Raw genomic sequence first — 18,548 nt, 5'->3', positions numbered from 1 at the left:
GGGGCGGTGCGCGCCGAGGCGGCGCTGCGCCTGGGCGAGCTCGCCACGCTCGATGCCAGCGCCAGCCTGCCGCAGGGGCCGGGCGCGGCCGCGCCGCTGGAGGCCACGCTGCGCGGGCAGGCCAATCTGCAACCGCTGCTGGCGCCCGTCCTGGGCGGCGGGGCCAACCGCGTCACCGGCCGCGTCACGCTGGAGGGCGGCGCCAGCGGCACCCTGGCCGCCCCGATGCTGCGCGGCAGCGCCAGCCTCACCGGGGGGGAGATCCGCAACCCCGTCCAGGGGCTGCGGCTGACCGGCATCGAGGGCCGGCTGCGCGCGGAGGGCGAGCGCCTCCTCCTGGAGGGGCTGACCGCCCGCGCCGGGCAGGGGCGCATCACCCTCGCGGGTGAGGCGCGGCCCCTGGCGCCGGGCCTGCCGGTGGACATCAGCATCACCGCGCGCGACGCCACCCCGGTGCAGAGCGAGCTGGTGACCGCGCTGCTGGATGCCGATCTGCGCTTCTCCGGCGCGCTGGAGCGCGACCCGGCGCTGGCCGGCACGGTGCGGCTGAAGCGGGTGGCGGTGAATATCCCGCAGGCCCTGCCCGGCGGCGGCGTGCCCAGCCTGGGCGCGGTGCAGGAGCGTGGCGCCGGCGCCCCCCCGCCCCCGGCGCCCGCCCCCCCGGCCCCGCCCGTGGCGCTGGATGTGCGGGTGGAGGCGCCGCAATCCATCCTGGTGCGCGGGCGCGGGCTGGATGCCGAGCTGGGCGGCACGCTGCACGTCACCGGCACGGCGGCCGAGCCGCAGCCGGAGGGGGCCTTCACCCTGCGGCGCGGCACCTTCCAGCTGCTCGACCGGCGGCTGACCTTCAGCAAGGGCGAGCTCGGCTTCAACGGCGCCATGACCCCCAGCCTGGATTTCGAGGCGAGCACGACGGCGCAGAGCGTGACCATCACCGTCACCGTCACCGGGCAGCCGGCCAGCCCCAGCATCGCCTTCACCTCCGACCCGGAACTGCCGCAGGACGAGGTGCTGGCGCGGCTGCTGTTCAACCGCGCGGCGGACAAGCTCTCGCCGCTGGAAATCGCCCAGCTGGCGGGGGGTGCGGCGAATCTGGCGGGGGTGGCGCCGGGCGGGGCGCGCGGCTTCCTCGGCCGCATCGCCGACCGGCTGGGGCTGGACCGGCTGGGCGTCGGCAACAGCAATGGCGGGCTGGACAATGCCGCCCTCCAGGCCGGCGGCTATCTCGGCCAGGGCGTCTATCTCAATGTCGAGCAGGGCGCCGATGGCGGGCCGCGCGTCGGCGTCGAGGTCGAGCTGACCCCGCGCCTGAAGCTGCAGAGCAGCACGGGCGGGGAGGATGGCGAGAAGGTCGGGCTTTCCTACGAGCTGGAATATTGAGCGGGAGCTCTGCCCCCCCCCCGCCGCCCCCCATCCTTCCCGTGGGGACCCGCCATCCGCTGGCGCTGACTGAACGCGGGGTCCCCAAGGGAAGATTTGGGGTGGCCGCGCCACCCCGGCGGAGGGGTCTGGGGAGGCAGAGCCTCCCCAGAGAACAAAAGCCAAGTCTGGGGAGGCGGAGCCTCCCCAGACAAAGCTGTGGATGGCTGGGCGGTTGGGCGTTCCGCCCCTCTGGAGGCTGCGCTATCCTGGGTGTCATGGACGCGGTGCGAAACAAACCGGATACGATCAAGCTGGGCCCCCTGCCGGAGCTGCTCGGGCATCTGCTGCGCCGTTCCCACACGCGCATGCTGCTGGATTTCACCGAGAGCACGGCCGAGTTCGGCATTACCTCCGGCGAATTCGCGCTGCTCTGCCTGATGGAGGCCAATCCCGGCATCACACTGGGGCAACTGGCCACGGCGGCGGCGCTGGACAAATCCACCCTCAGCCCCGCCGTGCAGCGCCTGACGGAGCGCGGCCTGGTGGAGCGGCAGGCGGTGAGCGGCGACCGCCGCGCCCAGGCGCTGCATCTCAGCGCCGAGGGGGCGGCCCTGCTGCCGCCCTTCAAGGAGCGCATCGCCGCGCATGAAAAGCGCCTCGCCGCCCCGCTGACGGCGGCGGAGCGCGCCACGCTGATGCGGCTGCTGCGCAAGCTCAACGGCCTCTGATCTCCTGCCCCTGCCCCCGTGCCAGCCGCCCTGGGCCCCGCACCCGGCGGGGCGGGGGCTGTTTCCTGCCGAAAGGATAGTTTCACCATGCGCGCCTTTGATGGCCAGATTTCCGGCAACCGCCCCATCTCCCGCACGCTGGAGGAAAAGAAGCGCCAGCTGCGCGAGCTGAAGGAGGCGCTGGCGGGCATGAAGTCCCACGCCTCCCCGGCGCTGCGGGAATCGCTGGTCGCCAAGATCAAGGCGCTGGAGACCGAGCTGGCCCCGCGCCGCTGATGCTCGCCTCGCGCGGGCCGGCCGCCGCCCTGGCCGGCATGACGCTCATGCTGCTGGCGGCGCTGTGCGGGGCGGGCGTGAATGCCTGCTACCGCGCCGCCCTGGCGGAGGGGCTGCCGGTGCCGCTGGTGCCCTTCGCGCGCGGGCTGATCACGCTGGGCTTCCTGGCGCCCTGGATCCTGCGCACGGGGCCGGTGGCGGCGCTGGCCACGCGCCGGCCGAAGCTGCACCTGGCGCGCGGCGCCGCCGGCATCGCCACCTTCCTCCTCCAGCTTCTCGCCATCATGCTGCTGCCGCTGGCCGATGCGGTGGCGATCATGAGCGCGCGGCCGCTCTGGGTGCTGCCGCTGGCGGCGCTGCTCCTGCATGAGAAGGTGCGGCGGGACCGCGCCCTGGCGGCGGGGCTGGGCTTCCTCGGCGTGCTGATCATCGCCCAGCCGGGCGGGGACCTCTCCTGGGGCACGCCGCTGGCCATGGCGGCGGGGCTGTGCAGCGGGCTGGTGCTGATCTGCTTCCGCGCGCTCTCCCCCACCGAGCCGCCGGCGCGGGTGGTGGCGTGGTATTCCGTGACCTCGGTGCTGTTCTGGGGGCCGGTCTCGGCCTTCGTCTGGCAGACGCCGACGCTCTTCGCCCTGCTGATGCTGGTGGGCGGCACGCTCTGCGCGCTGCTGGCCGACCTCGCGGCCTCGGCGGCGGCGCGGCGGGCGGAGGTGGGGCTGCTGGCGCCCTTCGAATACGCACAGATCCCCGCCAGCGCGGTGATCGGCTGGCTGGCCTATGGCGAGACGCCCGGCTGGCCGCTGCTGGCCGGCACCCTGGCGATGGTGGCGGCGACGCTCTACCTGGTGCGGCGCGGCCGGTAGGCGGGCCGCGCCGGGATCACGCGCCAGGACACGCGGAACAGGCCGGGCAGAGACACGGGAAGCACGCCGCTCAGGATGCCTTCTGACCCGCCGCGGCGCTGGCCTTCGGCTTGGGCTTGGCATCCTTCGCCTCGGCCACGGCCGCCGGAGCGGCCTCCACCGGCGGCGAGGCGGGAGCGGGCAGCTCCACCTCGATCGCCAGCGTGCTCATGTCCCCCCCGCGGTCGAGGGAGACATTCACCGCCTTCGGGTCGATGGCGACATAGCGCGCCACGACCTGGATCAGCTCGCGCTGGAGGCGGGGGAGGAAGTCATCCCCCGTCCGGCTGATCCGCTCATGGGCGAGGACGATCTGCAACCGCTCCTTGGCCGCGCCCGCCGGGGTCGGGGCTTGCTTGCGGTTGACGCGAAAGACGTCGAGCCAGCTCATGCGGCCCTCCCTCCGAACAGGCGGGACAGGAAGCCCTTCTTCTCGGGGTCGATGAAGCGGTGCGGCCGGTCCTCGCCGAGGAAACGGGCGACGGCGTCCTTATAGGCCTGGCCGGCATTGCTGGCCTCGTCCAGGATCACCGGGTTGCCGGTGTTGGACGCCTTCAGGACGCTCTCGCTCTCCGGAATCACGCCGAGCAGCGGGATGGCCAGGATCTCGCGGATATCCTCGAGCTTGAGCATCTCGCCCTTCTCCACGCGCTCGGGCGCGTAGCGGGTGACGAGGAGATGCTCCTTCACCGGCTCCATCTTCTCCTCCGCGCGGCGGGACTTGGACTGGAGCACGCCCAGGATGCGGTCCGAATCGCGCACCGAGGAGACCTCGGGGTTGGTCACGATCACCGCCTGGTCGGCGAAGTAGAGGGCGAGCAGCGCGCCCTTCTCGATGCCGGCCGGGCTGTCGCAGACGATGTAGTCGTAGTCCTGGCTCAGCTCCTCGATGATCTGCGCCACGCCTTCCTTGGTCAGCGCGTCCTTGTCGCGCGTCTGGGAGGCGGGGAGGATGGAGAGCGTGTCCACCCGCTTGTCGCGGATCAGCGCCTGGTTGAGCTTCGCCTCGCCGGAGATGACGTTGACGATGTCGAACACCACCCGCCGCTCGACCCCCATGATGAGGTCAAGGTTGCGCAGGCCGACGTCGAAGTCGATGACGACGGTCTTCTTGCCGGTCTGGGCGAGACCTGTGGCGAAGGCGGCAGAGCTTGTGGTCTTGCCGACCCCTCCCTTGCCGGACGTCACCACGATCACTTGCGCCATTGGTCTCTCCTCTCTGCCGGTGGGGAGGCTTGCTCAGCCCAGCCGGTCGAACCGCATGTTCTCGCCGATCAGCCGCACCTGCACGGCCTTGCCGATCGGGGCCTCCGTAAGCCCTTCCCGCACCGCGTAGTAGCCCGCGATGGAGACCAGCTCCGGGTCGAAATTCAGGGCGAAGACGCGCGCCTCCATATTGTCGGCGCCGCCCGCGATGGCCCGCCCGCGCAGCGCGCCATAGACGTGCAGGTTGCCATCCGCGATCACCTCGGCGCCCGGATTGACCGTGCCGTTGATGATCAGGTCCGCGCCCTGTGCCCAGACTCGCTGCCCCGCGCGCACCGCGTGGTCGACGACCATCGTCGGCCGCATCGAGCCCGGCGGCAAGGGGGGCGCGGCGGGGGGCTCGCTGCTCGGCGGCGGCGGCGCGGCCTGGACAGGCTCCTCCGCCCCGCCGGCGGCGCGCAGCGGCGGCAGCCCCGCCCCCTGCGCCGCCGCGCGCAGCTCCGGCGTGCCGCCGATCGTGCCGATCGGCGTGATCTCGATGGCGCGCAGCTCCGCCGCCAGGGTGGGGAAATCCACCTCCTGCGGGCCCGCCTGCAACTCGTCCAGCCCCAGCACCAGCGGCGCGAAGCGCAGGAAGCCCGGCGCGCGGCGGAACTGGTCGGCGATCGCGGGAACGATCACCTCCGGCCGCGGGTCCAGCAGGCGCAGCACCAGGAGATTGAAATTGGCCCCGCGCAGCCGGAAGGGCTCAAGGCGGGGATTCAGGGCGGGGGCTGACATCGGCGGGGGCGACGATCCTGGTTGGGGCTGGGCTGGGTTGGGGGTGTGGGGCTCGGGCGGCGGATCAGCGGGCGGATAAGCTTCTGGGCATCCGGCGGGGCAGGCGCCCGCCGGTTGGGCATTCTGCCACCGGATGGACCCGACTTCGCCAGGAATTCTTCATTTATACAGAAGCGCAACGCCTTGGCGAAGGCACACCCCACGCCCAACGCACGCTCGGGCCGTATTTTTGTCGCCAGGCGTGCGCCCGCGGCCACAAGCGCGCGGCACGAAGGTTGCAAAGCCTTCACCGCACCTGGGAGACCACGCCATGCCGCAGCCGCCGCAGCCCCCCCCGCCGTGCCGCCCGAGCGGGAGACGGCACGGCGGGGGCCGGCCATGATCGCCGTGCCGCCGGCCTCGCCGCGCGGTGTCAGCGGGCGCGTGCACCGGCTGGAGGACACGCCCGGCCCGGCCGAGATCCTCGCCCGCCGCCAGGCCGATTCCGCCGCCCTGCGCGCCGCCCGCCCCGGCAAGCTCGATCTCCCCTACGCCGCCGCGCCGGAATGCCGCTTCGATCTCTACCCGGCCCTCTCCCCCGGCGCGCCCTGCCTGCTGCTGCTGCATGGCGGCGGCTGGCGCGGCAGCCGCCAGGGCTTCGGCGCCGTGGCCCAGGGGCTGATGGCCCATGGCTGGAGCGCCGCCCTGCCCGGCCACGCCCCCGCCCCCGAGGCCAGCCTGACCCGCATCACCCGCCAGGTGCACAAGGCGGTGGACTGGCTGGCCGCCCAGGGGCCGCTGCACGGCATCGCCGGGCCGCTGCTGGTCTGCGGCTGGGGCTCGGGCGCCCATCTCGCCGCCATGCTGCTCGACCACCCGCGCGTCACCGCCGGCATGGGGCTCTCGGGCCTCTATGACCTGGGCGGGCAGGAAGAAAGCCTCGGCCTCAGCCCGCTGGAGGTCGAGGTCCTCTCGCCCCAGCGCCTGCCGGTGGTGCGCAAGCCCTTCGCCATCGCCTATGGCGAGGCCGAGACCCCGGCCCTGCGCCAGCAATCCCGCGCCTTCCACGCGCTGCGCCAGAGCGATGGCGGGGCGGGGCCACTCCTGCCCCTGCCCGGGCTGGAGCATGAGGCGGTGCCCGAAGCCCTGCGCGCCCCCGATGGCCTGCTCTGCCACACCGCGCGCGTGCTCATCGAAGAAGCCACGCGGGTGAGAGGCGAATAAAAACAAGGCCGATAAAAAAAGGCCGGGGGAAGGAATTCCCCCGGACCCCCATCTTTTTTCTGCAAGCTGCCGGTCAGGGCCGCGACGGGATCGCGGCACTCACAAACCGCCGCTCCGGCCCAGCGCCGTGTCCCGCTTCTCAACGGGGCGGCGGCAGCCTGAAAGAAAAGCGGCAGCCTGAAAGAAAATTAGCCTTTGGTGCCGGATTCGGCGGATTTGCGCTCGATCAGCTCGATCTTGTAGCCGTCCGGGTCCTCGACGAAGGCGATCACCGTGGTGCCGAACTTCACGGGGCCAGGCTCGCGGGTGATGCGGGCGCCCGCGGCGCGCAGCGCGTCACAGGTGGCGTAGATGTCAGGCACGCCAATGGCCAGATGGCCGAAGGCATTGCCCAGCTCGTACGTCTCGACGCCGTAGTTGTAGGTCAGCTCGATCACGCCGGCGCCGGTGCTCTCCGGGGCATAGCCGACGAAGACGAGGGTGTACTTGCCCTCCGGCACGTCGTTGCGGCGGAGTTCCTTCATGCCGAGCAGGCGGGTGTAGAAATCCACGCTGCGCTCCAGGTCGCCCACGCGGATCATGGTGTGCAGGAAGCTGCTCATGCGCTCGTCTCCTCGTTCTGAGTCCATTCGGGCGCGGCGGGGTCGATGGCCAGCAGGAACAGCCCCGCCGCATCCGCCGCCGCCACCGTCTCGTCCCGGTCCACGACGATGGTGCCCCTCGCCTCGATGGCAAGGCCACGCAGCCCCGCCGCCGCCACGGCGGCCACCGTCGCCGGCCCCACCGTCGGCAGGTCAACGCGGCGATCCTGGCCGGGCTTCAGGATCTTGATGAAGACACCCCCCGGCCCCTCGCGCCGCAGCGTGCCGGCACGCGCCAGCATGGCATCCGTGCCCTCGATGGCCTCCACCGCCAGCACCAGCCCCTGCTGCACCACGCAGCCCTGGCCGACATCGGCCGCCCCCATGGTGCGCAGCACGCCAACGCCGCGGGCGATATCGCGCCGCGCCTCGGCATCCGGGGCGACGCGGCCGAGCTGCCCCGGCACCTCCACCAGCAGAGTGGCGAGGATGGCCTGGGCCGGCAGCGGGTTGAAGCCCTCCTCCTGGAGGACGCGCAGCACGGCGGTGAGCAGGCTGTCATCCCCGCCAAAGGCGCGCATGCCGATGCGCGGCAGCAGCTTCGCCGCCCCCCCATCCGGGCGCAGGGAAAGAAAACTCGGCCGCTTCACCTGCCCGGCCAGCACCAGATCACGGCAGCCGGCGGCGCGCAGCCAGTCCAGCATGCGCCCGGCGGCACCCAGGCGGCAGAGGATGTGCGGATAGGCGGCATAGTCGCGCGGGTCGCCGAAGCCCTCCAGCACCACCACATGCGGGCGGCGCCCGGCGGCGGCGGCGGCGGCGGCGGCCCGCTGCGGCATCATGCCGCCACCCACGATCATGCCCAAAGGAGCGTTGCGGGGGGAGCTTCCCGAGAAGGGCGCGACGGACGGCCAGGCCATCGGATCAGCCCTCGGCCGCCTCGTCCTCCTCCAGCAGCTCGCGGCCGGCGCGGCACAGGCCACGGCGGCTGTCGGCGCGGATGAAGGCGAGGATCTCAGCCACGGCGGGAAGGCCGCCCAGTTCCGCCTCGGTCACGGCGATGCGGTCCTGGAAATTGCCGGCGGTGCGGAAGAGGCTGCGATAGGCGGCGCGCAGCGTGTGGATCTGCGGCCGCGTGAAGCCGCGCCGCTTCAGCCCCACCCAGTTCAGCCCGGTCAGCCGCGCGCGGTTGCCCAGCACGGCGCCATAGGGGATGATATCGGCCTCGACGCCGCTCATGCCGCCCACCACCACCTGCCGCCCGATGCGGACGAACTGGTGGATGGCCGCGCCACCGCCGACGAAGACGGTATCGGCGATCCGCACATGGCCGCCCAGCATGACGTTGTTGGCCAGGATCACGTGGTGGTCGAGGGTGCAGTCATGCCCGACATGGGCGTTGCACATGATCAGGCAGTCCGCGCCCACCGTGGTCACGCCATGGCCGCCCACGCTGCCGCGGTGGATGGTGGCGTGCTCGCGGATCATGGTGCGCGGGCCGACCACGGCGCGCGTCGGCTCGCCCTTGTACTTCAGGTCCTGCGGCGCGAGGCCGATCGAGGCGAAGGGGCTGACCTGCACCTGGTCGCCGATCTCGGTATGGCCATCGAGGACGGCATGCGCCTCGAGCACCACGCCCTCGCCCAGCACCACATCGGGGCCGATGACGCACCACGGGCCGATGCGGCAGCCGGCGCCGATGCTGGCGCCCGCGCTGATGATGGCGGTGGGGTGGATCTCGGCGCTGGGGTGGATCTGGCGGGTGGCGGCGGGCGGGGGGGTCTGCGTCACGCTCTCGGGCATCCGCTCAGCGGTCCATGATCATGGCGGCGTAGCTGGCTTCCGCCACGGCGACGCCATCCACCTTGGCCACCGCGTTGAACTTCCACACATTGCCGCGCTGGCGATCCTTGTTGATGTGGATGCGCAGCTGGTCGCCAGGGCCGACGGGGCGGCGGAACTTGGCGTTCTCGATGCTCATGAAATAGACGATCTTGCCATGGGCGCTGGGGCCCAGCGTCTCCACCACCAGCACGGCCGCCGTCTGCGCCATCGCCTCGATGATCAGCACGCCCGGCATCACCGGGTGCGCCGGGAAATGGCCCTGGAAGAAGTTCTCGTTGATGGTGACGTTCTTGACGCCCACCGCGCTCTCGCCCAGCACCATGTCCACCACGCGGTCGACCAGCAGGAAGGGGTAGCGGTGGGGGATCGCGCGCATCACGCGGGCGATGTCACAGGAATCGAGAGTCTGCTTCGGCGCCCCATCGCTCGGGGGCTGTTCGTGCTGGTCCATGCCGGTCAGTCCGTTTGTGAGGGGCGCCCGTCTTGCGCCCTGTCCTGTTCCGCGCCGCCCGCTGCCGCGGCGCCCAATTCCGCTGCCTCGCCCCTGGCCGTTCCAGCTGGGGCCGTTCCAGCCGGGGTCGTGCCCACGGACGCCTTGCGGGCCCCCACCTTGCGCAGATAGAGCGCGGCGCGCAACGCATCCTTCACCGGCATGGCCGGCGAGCCGGTGACATCCTGCCCCGGCGGAATATCGGCCTGGACACCGGCCTGGGCGCCGATGCGCGCCCGGCTGCCGATGTCGAGATGCCCCGTCAGCCCCGCCTGCCCGGCGATGGTCACATAGTCGCCAAGCCGCGTGGAGCCGGAGATGCCGACCTGCGCGACGATGACGCAGCCGCGCCCCGTCGTCACGTTGTGGCCGATCTGCACGAGGTTGTCGAGCCGCGTGCCACGGCCGAGCACCGTATCCCCCAGCGCGCCCCGGTCGACGCAGCTATTGGCGCCGATCTCCACCTCATCCTCCAGCACGACGCGGCCGAGCTGCGGGATGGTGAGGAAGCGCCCCTCGGGCGTCGGGACGAAGCCGAAGCCCTCCTGCCCCACCCGCGCCCCGTGGTGCAGGGTGACGCGGTGCCCGGCCAGGCAGCAGATGGCGCTGGCATGGGCATGGATGCGGGCATCATCGCCAAAGACGCAGCCGGGGCCGATGAAGGCATGCGGCCCGACATAGGCGCGCGCGCCCAGCACCGCCCCCGCGCCGATCACGGCATAGGGGCCGATCTCGCTGCCCGGGCCGATCACGGCGCCGGGCGCGACCTGGGCGGTGGGGTGGATGCCGGGCTGCGGCGCGGCGGCCGGGTGGAACAGCCCGGCCACCCGCGCGAAGGCGAGCTGCGGGGCCGCCACCACCAGCGCCACGCAGCCCCGCGGCACCTCGGCGGCGAATTCGGCGCGCAGCAGCACGGCGCCGGCGCGGCTCGCGCGCAGCGCCGGCAGGTGCCGGCGGCCTTCGAGGAAGGCCAGATGCGCCGGCCCCGCCTCGGCGAGCGAGGCGACGCCCTCGAACAGGCGCGCCCCCTCCTCCTCCAGCCGCGCCCCCGTTCTCTCCGCCCCCGCAACCTCGGCGACACGCGAAAGCGGGTGCGGGCCGGAGGCGGGGTGGAAGCGCGGATCCGCCATGGCGGTCAGTTCCGCCGCGGCGCCTGGCCCTGCTGGCCCGGCCGGGCCGGCGCGGCGGCCGGCGCGGGCGCCGGCTCCTCGGCCGGCAGGCTGACCGAGCGCAGCACCTTGTTGAGCTGGGTCGAGATCTCTTCCGTCAGGTCGAAGGCGGGGTCGTTATAGACCACCACCGGGCGCGGCAGCACGAGGTTCACCTTGCGGCTGGCCGAGACCTGGCGGATCACCGTGGCCAGGGCGCGCTCGATCTCCTGCAGGCTCTGCTGCGCCGCCTGCTCGATGTTGCGGCTGCGGTCGCGGAAGATGCGCTGGGCATCGGTCACGCGGTCCTGCAGGTCGCGCTCCTTGTTGCGCAGCTCCTCGGGGGAGAGGGCGTTGCGCTGGTTGGCCAGCTGCTGCTGCTCCTCGCGCCAGCGGTTCTGCTCGCGCTGGAGGTCGTCATTCAGCTTCTGGCGGCGCTTCTCGATCTCTTCCCGCACCTGGTTGAAGGCGGTGGAGTTGCGCTGCACCTCAGGCACATCGACGATGCCGATGATGGCGGCCGGCGGCTGCTCGCCGGGCGGCAGCGGCGCCGGGTTGGCCTGCACCGGGCGCTGGGCCGGCTGGGCCGGGCGCTGGGCCGGGGCTTGAGCCTGGGCAGGGCGCTGCTGCGCCCCCTGGCCCTGGTTGGGGACGAACCATTCCTGCTGCTGCGCCATCGCGGCGCCGGACAGCAGGGTGGACGCCATCAGGATCGCCGCAAGCGTTGCGGAAGCGCGACGCGCCATGATCGGGAACTCCGTGGAAAGGCTCAGAAGCGCGTGCCGAAACCGAAGCGGAAGACCTGCGTCTCGTCGTAGGACTTCTTCACCACGGCCTGGGCCAGATCGATGTTGATCAGGCCGAAGGGGCTGCGCCACGAGACGCCGACGCCGGCGCCCACGCGCGGGGCGGAGTCATCGGCGATGTTGGTGCCGCTATCCGACCCGCTGAGCGAGCCGACATCGATGAAAGCACGGCCGAGCAGGCCGAGTTCCGAGGGCACCGGGAGGGGGAAGCGCATTTCCGTGCTCTGCGTCCACATGGTGCGGCCGCCGAGCGCGTCATCCGTGCTGGTGTCGCGCGGGCCGACGCCGGCCGTGGCGAAGCCACGCAGATTCTCGCCACCCAGGAAGAAGCGGTCGATGATGCGCTCGTTGTTGCTGCCGACGCGGAGCATGTGGCCGACGCTGGCGGAAATGGCGAGCACATAGTCCGGGTCGCCCATCAGGCGCTCGAAGGGGATGTAGTAGGCGCCATCGACCTTGGTGCGGACATAGGAGACATCGCCGCCAAGGCCCGCGAAATCCGTGCCCAGCCGCAGCACATAGCCATCATGCGGGTCGAGGCGGGAATCGCGCGTGTCATAGGTCAGCGTCTGGCCGACCTGCGACAGCAGCGTGACGCCCTTCTGGTCCTTGATGTAGATCGAGGCGTCGTCGCTGACGTTGAAGACGTTGCGGCGGGACAGGGTATAGGCCCAGGACTGGCGCAGCCGCTCGTTGAACTCATAGCCGGCGCGCAGGCTGAAGCCGTAGCGGCGCTCCTCATAGCCCGAATAGTCGGTGAGGTCGCGCACGATGTAGAAGATGTCGGCGCCGACCGAGAGGTTGCGGTCCATGAAGGACGGGTCGGTGACCGAGAGGTCGATCTGGCTGCGGCGCTGCGCCACGGTGGTGTTGGCGCGGGCATCGATGCCGGTGCCGAGCATGTTGCGCTCACGCACGCCGATATCGGCCAGGGCGCCGGCATCGGTCGAGTAGCCGCCGCCGATGGACAGCTCGCCCGTCGCGCGCTCGGAAATATTGGTGGCCAGCACGGTGCGGTCCGGCGAGGAGCCGGGGGTCGGGTTGATCTGCACGTCGCTGAAATAGCCGAGGTCGCGGATGCGCTGGCGCGAGCGGCGCATCTGCGCGGCGTTGAAGGCATCGCCCTCCGCCAGGCGGAACTCGCGGCGGATCACGCGGTCCTGCGTGCGGGTATTGCCGACGATGTCGATGCGCTCGACATACTGGCGCGCACCCTCGCGCACATCAAAGGCGAGGTTGACCACCTTGCCCTCGCGGTCGCGGGTGGTCTTGGGCTCGACCTCGACGAAGGGGGCGCCGGCCAGATTGGCCTCGTCCATCAGCGCCTGGGTCATGCGCTCGACGGCATCGCCATCATACCAGTCGCCGGACTGGATCTCCATGACGCGGCGCAGCCGGTCGGCGGAGACGTTGCGCAGGCTGGAGGTGATGTCCACCTTGCCGACGCGGTAGCGGATGCCTTCCTTGACCGTGAAGGTCACGAAGAAGCCGCTGCGGTCCGGCGCCAGCTCGGCGGCGGCACCCGTCACCTCGATATCGGCATAGCCCTGGCGCTGGTAGTAGCGGCGCAGCAGCTCGCGGTCGAAGTTCAGGCGCTCCGGCTCATAGGTGTCGGAGGAGCTGAAGGGCCGGTACCACGCCGCCTCGCGCGAGGAGACGATCTCCTTCAACCGGCTGTCCGAGAAGGCCTCGTTGCCGACGAAGCTGATGCGGCTGATCAGCGCCACCTCGTTCTCGGTGATCTCGAAGACCACGTCGACGCGGTTCTGGTCCAGCTCGATGATCTTGGGCTCGACGCGCGCGGCGAAACGGCCGCGGCGGGCATAGAGGTCGAGGATGCGCTGGCGGTCCGCCTGGGCGGTGGCCGGGGTGAAGACCGCGCGCTGGCGCAGCTGCACCTCGGGCTTCAGCGTGTCGTCCGAGAGCTTGCTGTTCCCCTCGAAGGCCACCCGGTTGACGATCGGGTTCTCCTGCACCTGGACCACGATGCGGTCGCCCTGGCGGGTCACCTTCACGTCCCGGAACAGGCCGGTGGCGAAGAGGGTGCGCAGGCTGCGGTCCAGCCGGTCGCCATCGAAGGCATCGCCGGGCTGGAGCAGCATGTAGGAGCGGATGGTGTCCGCCTCGATGCGCTGGTTCCCCCGCACGTCGATCTGGCTGACATAGCCATTGGCGGCAGGCTGCGCCGCGGCGGCACCCCGCCGCGGCGGGGTGCGCGGCTGCTGCGCCTGCGCATCAGGCGGCAGCAGCACGGGCACGAGGCAGGTGGCGGCGAGCAGGAGGGCGCGGGTAGCGTGCAAAGGTCGGGTCCGGGGCCGGTTGATGGGGGCCAGTGGAAAACCGCCGGAAACGGGGCGTCTCGGGCCGCCGGAGACTAACCGTTAACGCATCGCCCCGCCACCCCCCTCCGGCCACGGCTTTTTTTCAGTTGATCCGAACCGCCCGGAGGAAAGCCGGCGCGCTCTTGAGAGGGGCTTCGCCCCTCTCAAACTCTCCCCACCAAAGGCCTGAGGCCTTTGGAAACCCAACAGAAGGCGGGTGCAGGGGGCCCTGCCCCCTGCTGGGGGAGTTTGAGGGGGCAAAGCCCCCTCAAGGGCCTCAGCCGATCAGCCCAACCACCCAGCGCACCACGCCGAGATTGGACAGGTCATTCCAGGTCGCGAAGAGGAACAGCATGGCCAGCACGGCGAAGCCGGCGCGGAAGCCATATTCGATGGCGCGCGGCGGCAGCGGGCGGCCGCGGATGGCCTCGGCGGCGTAGAAGAGCAGATGGCCGCCATCCAGCACGGGAATCGGGAAGAGGTTGATCAGCGCCAGATTGACCGACAGCACCGCCATGAAGGAGACGAGGCTGGCGATGCCCAGCTGCGCCACCTGCCCGGAGAGCTGGGCGATGCGCAGCGGCCCGCCGAGATCCTGCGTGCCGCGCTCCCCGGCGATCATCTGCCAGAGCCCGGCCAGGGTCTGCACCGTCACATCCCAGGTCTGGGCCGTGCCAGCGGCCAGGGCGCTCACCGGGTCCATGCGGATGAATTCCGGCGCGCCGCCGGCGATGCCGAGGACGCCAAGGGTCTTGCCGCCCTCCTCCCGCGCCGCCGGGATGGCGCGCAGGGTCATCTCCTGCCCGTCGCGGCGGAGGAGGATACTGACCTCCCGCCCGGCGCGGGGCTGGATATGGGCCTGCACCTGCTCGAAGCGCGTCACCGACGTGCCGTCGAGGGCGAGGATCCGGTCCCCGGGGCGCAGCCCGGCCTGCTCGGCGGCGCTGCCGGCCACCACATTGCCGACGCTGGCCGTCGGCTGCGGCTGGCCCATGGTCATGTAGAGCCCACCGAACAGCACCGCCGCCAGCAGGAAGTTGGCGATGGGCCCGGCGGCGACGACGATGGCGCGGTCGCGCACCGGCTTGTCGTGGAAGGTCTGCCCCTCCCGCCAGGCGGCGCGCTGCTCAGGGGTGGCGTCGGCCGGGCCTTCCTGCCCGTGCAGCTTCACGAAGCCGCCGAGCGGCAGCCAGGAGAGCCGCCATTCCGTGCCGCGCCGGTCCGTCCAGCTGTGGATCACCCGGCCGAAGCCGATGGAGAACACCTCCACATGCACCCCGCGCCAGCGGGCGGCGAGGTAGTGCCCCAGCTCATGGATGAAGACGAGCACGCCGAGCACCACGATGAAGGCGATGATCGAGCGGAAGGGCTCAGGCAGCAGGTCCAAGGTCGCGTCTCCTGCCCCGCGCGGCGGCGGGGCCTGGGTTCAGTCGCACGGCGCGCCGCGCAGGTCAGGCGGCGCCCCTCAGGCGGCACGGCGTGCCGCACACCCTCAGGCGGCGCGGCGTGCCGCAGGCCATCAGGCGGCGCGGCGTGCCGCGCGGGCCAGGGCATCCTGGCGGGCCGCCGCGTCCAGCGCCAGCACGGCGTCGAGGTCGGGCACCACCGGCGCGCCCAGCGCCGTGAGGCTCTCCTCCACCACCGCGGCGATGTCGAGGAAGCCGAGGCGCCGTTCCAGGAACAGCCCCACCGCCACCTCATTCGCGGCATTCAGAATGGTGGGGGCTCCGCTGCCCGCCCGCAAGGCTTCACGCGCCAGCCGCAGTGCCGGAAAGCGCGCGAGATCCGGCTCGGCGAAGTCCAGCCGCCCCAGCGCGGCGAGGTCGAGGCGCGGCAGCTCCACCGCCATGCGGCGCGGCCAGGCCAGGGCATGGGCGATGGGGGTGCGCATGTCCGGCGTGCCCATCTGCGCCAGCAGCGAGCCGTCGCGATACTGCACCAGCCCGTGCACCGCCGATTGCGGGTGGACCAGCACGCCGAGCCGCGCCTCCGGCACCGGGAAAAGGCGCGCCGCCTCGATCAGCTCCAGCCCCTTGTTCATCATGGTGGCGGAATCGATGCTGATCTTGGCGCCCATCGACCAGACGGGGTGGCGCACCGCCTGTTCCGGCGTGGCGCGCGCCATCTGCTCGCGGCTGGCCTCGCGGAAGGGCCCACCCGAGGCGGTGAGGATGATGCGCTCGATCGCCGCCGGGTCGGCGGCCTCCAGCACCTGGAAGATGGCGTTGTGCTCGGAATCCACCGGCAGCAGGGTGGCGCCGTGGCGGCGCGCCGCCTCCAGCACCAGATCCCCGGCGCAGACCAGCGCCTCCTTGTTGGCCAGCGCCAGCGTGCCGCCATGGCCGAGCGCGGCCAGCACCGGCCCCAGCCCGGCGGCGCCGACAATGGCGGCCATGGTCCAGTCCGCCGGGCGGGCGGCGGCTTCCAGCACGGCGGCGCGGCCGGCGGCGCAGGCGATGCCGCTGCCCGCCAGCCGGGCGCGCAGCTCCGGCAGGGCAGCCTCCTCGGCCAGCACGGCGAGGGCGGGGCGCAGGCGCAGCGCCTGCTCCGCCAGCCCGGCGGCGTCGCGCCCGGCCACCAGCGCCTCCACCAGGAATTCCCCCGGCGCGGCGGCGTCGAGCAGCGCCACGGTGCTGCGCCCGACCGAGCCGGTGCTGCCCAGGAGGGTGACGCGGCGGGGGCCCGTCACCGCCACAGCGGCACCCCGTAGCCCACGGCGAAGGCCAGCAGCGCCGCCACCGGGGCGGCGGCCAGCAGCCCGTCCAGCCGGTCCAGCACCCCGCCATGGCCGGGGATCAACTGAGAAGAATCCTTGACGCCGAAGCGGCGCTTCGCCCCGCTCTCCAGCAGGTCGCCGAGCTGCGTGGCGATGCCGAGCAGCGCCGCCACCAGCAGCACCTTCAGCGCCGGCGGGTTGCCGGGCACCAGGAAATCGGCCACCAGCCAGCCCACCAGCATGGTGGAGAGCAGCCCCCCCGCCGCGCCGGACCAGGTCTTGCCCGGGGAGATGGCGGGCGCCAGCTTCGGCCCGCCCAGCAGCCGGCCCACCATATAGGCGCCGATATCGCTGGCCCAGACCACGGAGATGAGGAAGAGGACGTTGTTGCGCCCCGCCTCATTGTCATGCCGCAGCTCGATCAGCGCGATGCCGGCAAGGCCGATATAGAGCACGCCGAGCGCCAGCCAGCCGGCGGGGGGCGGCGGCCCCTCGCCCCGGAAGAGGCGCGGCGCGGCCAGCCAGGTGGCGAGGAAGCCCAGCCCCAGCACCGCCAGCCCCGGCACCGGCAGCGAGAAGACGGAACAGGCGCAGGCCAGCCCCACCGAGGCCGGCACCGCCATGCCCGGCCAGGCCCGGCTGCGCAGCCCGCAGAGCCGCACCCACTCCCAGGAGAGCAGGGCGATGGCCAGCGTCATCAGCGCCGTCCAGGGAAAGGCGCCGAGCCAGATGCACAGCAGGGCGCCCGGCCCCAGCACGGCGGCGGAAAGGGCGCGCTTCTTCAGGTCACGCCAGCGCCTGGCGGAATCAGCCTGGGCCATGGTTCAGCCCGCGCCGGAGCCGAAGCGGCGATGGCGGCGGCGGAACTCGGCCACGGCCTGCGCCAGATGCTCCGCCTCGAAATCGGGCCACAGCACGTCCAGGAAGACGAACTCGGCATAGGCCGCCTGCCACAGCAGGAAGTTGGACAGGCGCTGCTCCCCCGAGGTGCGGATGATCAGGTCCGGGTCCGGCATGCCGGCGGTGGTCAGGCGGGCGGCCAGGGCGGCCTCGTCCACCGCCTCCGGCGCCAGCCGGCCGGCGGCGACCTCGGCCGCCAGGGCGCGCGCCGCGGCGGCGATCTCCGCCCGCGCGCCATAGGAGAGCGCGACCGTCAGGTTCAGCCGGGTGTTGTGGGCCGTGGCGGCCTCGGCCTCCTCGATGGCGGCCATGGTCTCGGGGCCGAAGCGCTCCCGCTCGCCGATGACGCGCAGCCGCACGCCATTCTTCGCCAGCGTCGCCACCTCCAGCCGGAGGTAGAGGCGCAGCAGGCCGGTGAGGTCGCGCACCTCATCGGCCGAGCGTTGCCAGTTCTCGGAGGAAAAGGCGAAGAGGGTCAGCCAGCCAATGCCGGAATCGGCGGCGGCCTGGACGGTGCGGCGCACCGCCTCCACCCCCGCCTTGTGGCCGAGGGCGCGCGGCAGGCCGCGCGCCTTCGCCCAGCGGCGGTTGCCGTCCATGATGAGGCCGACATGCACCGGGCCGGCCTGCGGCCCGGCGGGGGCGGGCATCGCCAGGGCGGCGCCGGCCTGCGGATGATTGAGGGGCGCCGCGCTCATGCTCCGGCTCAGACCGCCTTGATGTCCTTTTCCTTCTCGGCCAGCAGCTCGTCGACCTTCTTGATGATCTGGTCGGTCAGCTTCTGCACCTCGTCGGACCACTTGGCCGCGTCGTCCTTGCCGATCTCGGACTTCTTTTCCCAGGCCTTGATCTGCTCCATGCCGTCACGGCGCACGCCACGGGCGGCCACCTTGGCGGCCTCGGCATATTTGTGCGCCTGCTTGGCCAGCTCGTTGCGGCGCTCCTGCGTCAGCGGCGGCAGCGGCACGCGGATCACCTGCCCCTCGGCCTGCGGGTTCAGCCCGAGGCCGGAGTCACGGATGGCGATCTCCACCGCCTTGGCGGCCGAGCGGTCCCACACCTGCACGGAGAGCAGGCCGGGGCCGCCCACGGAGATATTGGCCACCTGGCTCAGCGGCTGGTTCGCGCCATAGACCTCGACGCGGATCGGCTCCAGCAGCGCGGGCGAGGCCCGGCCGGTGCGCAGGCCGGAGAATTCCTTCTTCAGCACCTCCAGCGCGCCGTCCATCCGGCGGGTGAGGTCCTGCTTGAGCGACTTCAGATCGGCAGGTGCGGCCATGGCGC

The 18,548-nt window shown here is 72.1% G+C and carries 20 protein-coding genes; 5 read left to right on the top strand and 15 right to left on the bottom strand.

Annotated features, from left to right (window positions below; all coding sequences use genetic code 11):
• The 4 genes from NON00_RS09555 to NON00_RS09540 form a co-directional block, all read left to right on the top strand.
• A partial coding sequence (locus NON00_RS09555; RefSeq protein ID WP_256020090.1) for a translocation/assembly module TamB domain-containing protein occupies positions 1–1,380 on the top strand: 1,380 nt, incomplete at its 5' end.
• 257 nt (positions 1,381–1,637) lie between these two features.
• Positions 1,638–2,090 (top strand): MarR family winged helix-turn-helix transcriptional regulator, encoded by a 453-nt coding sequence (locus NON00_RS09550; protein WP_256020089.1) that lies wholly within the window; start codon positions 1,638–1,640, stop codon positions 2,088–2,090.
• A gap of 87 nt (positions 2,091–2,177) precedes the next feature.
• On the top strand, positions 2,178–2,366 hold the full coding sequence (locus NON00_RS09545; RefSeq protein WP_256020088.1) for a hypothetical protein: 189 nt from the start codon (positions 2,178–2,180) through the stop codon (positions 2,364–2,366).
• Positions 2,366–3,229, top strand: coding sequence for a DMT family transporter (locus NON00_RS09540; RefSeq protein WP_256020086.1), 864 nt, complete (start codon positions 2,366–2,368; stop codon positions 3,227–3,229). Before NON00_RS09545 ends, NON00_RS09540 begins: the two co-directional genes overlap by 1 nt.
• Before the next feature lie 70 nt (positions 3,230–3,299).
• On the opposite strand, the gene minE is transcribed toward NON00_RS09540, so the two are convergent.
• The 3 genes from minE to minC are packed head-to-tail and all read right to left on the bottom strand — an operon-like array spanning position 3,300 to position 5,254.
• Positions 3,300–3,659, bottom strand: a complete 360-nt coding sequence (gene minE, locus NON00_RS09535; RefSeq protein ID WP_256020084.1) for a cell division topological specificity factor MinE — start codon at positions 3,657–3,659, stop codon at positions 3,300–3,302.
• Positions 3,656–4,474: a septum site-determining protein MinD gene (gene minD / locus NON00_RS09530; RefSeq protein WP_256020082.1), complete on the bottom strand. Its 819-nt coding sequence runs from the start codon at positions 4,472–4,474 to the stop codon at positions 3,656–3,658. Before minD ends, minE begins: the two co-directional genes overlap by 4 nt.
• Positions 4,475–4,507: 33 nt before the next feature.
• Positions 4,508–5,254 (bottom strand): septum site-determining protein MinC, encoded by a 747-nt coding sequence (gene minC, locus NON00_RS09525; RefSeq protein WP_256020081.1) that lies wholly within the window; start codon positions 5,252–5,254, stop codon positions 4,508–4,510.
• Positions 5,255–5,632: 378 nt separating this feature from the next.
• Here minC and NON00_RS09520 point away from each other — a divergent pair, with 378 nt between their 5' ends.
• Positions 5,633–6,457, top strand: a complete 825-nt coding sequence (locus tag NON00_RS09520; protein WP_256020080.1) for an alpha/beta hydrolase — start codon at positions 5,633–5,635, stop codon at positions 6,455–6,457.
• Positions 6,458–6,645: 188 nt separating this feature from the next.
• Here NON00_RS09520 and gloA read toward each other — a convergent pair whose 3' ends face one another.
• The 12 genes from gloA to frr all read right to left on the bottom strand — a co-directional run bounded on the left by gloA (position 6,646) and on the right by frr (position 18,543).
• Complete coding sequence (gene gloA, locus NON00_RS09515) at positions 6,646–7,059, bottom strand: lactoylglutathione lyase (RefSeq protein WP_256020079.1); 414 nt, start codon at positions 7,057–7,059, stop codon at positions 6,646–6,648.
• A complete protein-coding gene (locus tag NON00_RS09510) occupies positions 7,056–7,958 on the bottom strand; it encodes an LpxI family protein (RefSeq protein WP_256020078.1) in 903 nt (300 codons plus the stop codon). The genes gloA and NON00_RS09510 overlap by 4 nt, the downstream gene beginning before the upstream one ends.
• Positions 7,959–7,962: 4 nt before the next feature.
• On the bottom strand, positions 7,963–8,841 hold the full coding sequence (gene lpxA, locus NON00_RS09505; RefSeq protein ID WP_256020077.1) for an acyl-ACP--UDP-N-acetylglucosamine O-acyltransferase: 879 nt from the start codon (positions 8,839–8,841) through the stop codon (positions 7,963–7,965).
• Between the two features lie 4 nt (positions 8,842–8,845).
• The gene (gene fabZ, locus NON00_RS09500; protein WP_256020076.1) at positions 8,846–9,334 is read right to left on the bottom strand and encodes a 3-hydroxyacyl-ACP dehydratase FabZ; all 489 of its coding nucleotides are present in this window, start codon (positions 9,332–9,334) and stop codon (positions 8,846–8,848) included.
• 5 nt (positions 9,335–9,339) lie between these two features.
• Positions 9,340–10,503, bottom strand: a complete 1,164-nt coding sequence (gene lpxD, locus NON00_RS09495; RefSeq protein ID WP_256020075.1) for a UDP-3-O-(3-hydroxymyristoyl)glucosamine N-acyltransferase — start codon at positions 10,501–10,503, stop codon at positions 9,340–9,342.
• 5 nt (positions 10,504–10,508) lie between these two features.
• On the bottom strand, positions 10,509–11,228 hold the full coding sequence (locus tag NON00_RS09490; protein WP_256020074.1) for an OmpH family outer membrane protein: 720 nt from the start codon (positions 11,226–11,228) through the stop codon (positions 10,509–10,511).
• A gap of 62 nt (positions 11,229–11,290) precedes the next feature.
• The gene (gene bamA / locus NON00_RS09485) at positions 11,291–13,627 is read right to left on the bottom strand and encodes an outer membrane protein assembly factor BamA (RefSeq protein ID WP_256020073.1); all 2,337 of its coding nucleotides are present in this window, start codon (positions 13,625–13,627) and stop codon (positions 11,291–11,293) included.
• Between the two features lie 298 nt (positions 13,628–13,925).
• Complete coding sequence (gene rseP / locus NON00_RS09480) at positions 13,926–15,035, bottom strand: RIP metalloprotease RseP (RefSeq protein WP_370688694.1); 1,110 nt, start codon at positions 15,033–15,035, stop codon at positions 13,926–13,928.
• Between the two features lie 132 nt (positions 15,036–15,167).
• Complete coding sequence (gene dxr / locus NON00_RS09475; RefSeq protein WP_256020072.1) at positions 15,168–16,343, bottom strand: 1-deoxy-D-xylulose-5-phosphate reductoisomerase; 1,176 nt, start codon at positions 16,341–16,343, stop codon at positions 15,168–15,170.
• Positions 16,334–17,185: a phosphatidate cytidylyltransferase gene (locus NON00_RS09470; RefSeq protein WP_256020071.1), complete on the bottom strand. Its 852-nt coding sequence runs from the start codon at positions 17,183–17,185 to the stop codon at positions 16,334–16,336. The genes dxr and NON00_RS09470 overlap by 10 nt, the downstream gene beginning before the upstream one ends.
• A 3-nt stretch (positions 17,186–17,188) precedes the next feature.
• Positions 17,189–17,962, bottom strand: coding sequence for an isoprenyl transferase (locus NON00_RS09465; protein WP_370688693.1), 774 nt, complete (start codon positions 17,960–17,962; stop codon positions 17,189–17,191).
• Positions 17,963–17,970: 8 nt separating this feature from the next.
• Positions 17,971–18,543 carry a ribosome recycling factor gene (gene frr, locus NON00_RS09460; protein ID WP_256020070.1) on the bottom strand — a complete coding sequence of 191 codons (573 nt, stop codon included), beginning with the start codon at positions 18,541–18,543 and terminating at the stop codon, positions 17,971–17,973.
• Between the last annotated feature and the right edge of the window lie 5 nt (positions 18,544–18,548).

Origin of the sequence: Roseomonas sp. GC11, from assembly GCF_024437745.1 — a bacterium.
In the GTDB taxonomy this organism is placed as follows: domain Bacteria; phylum Pseudomonadota; class Alphaproteobacteria; order Acetobacterales; family Acetobacteraceae; genus Pseudoroseomonas.
Note: the sequence above shows the minus strand (reverse complement) of the source record. Positions and strands in the feature narration are given on the sequence as shown.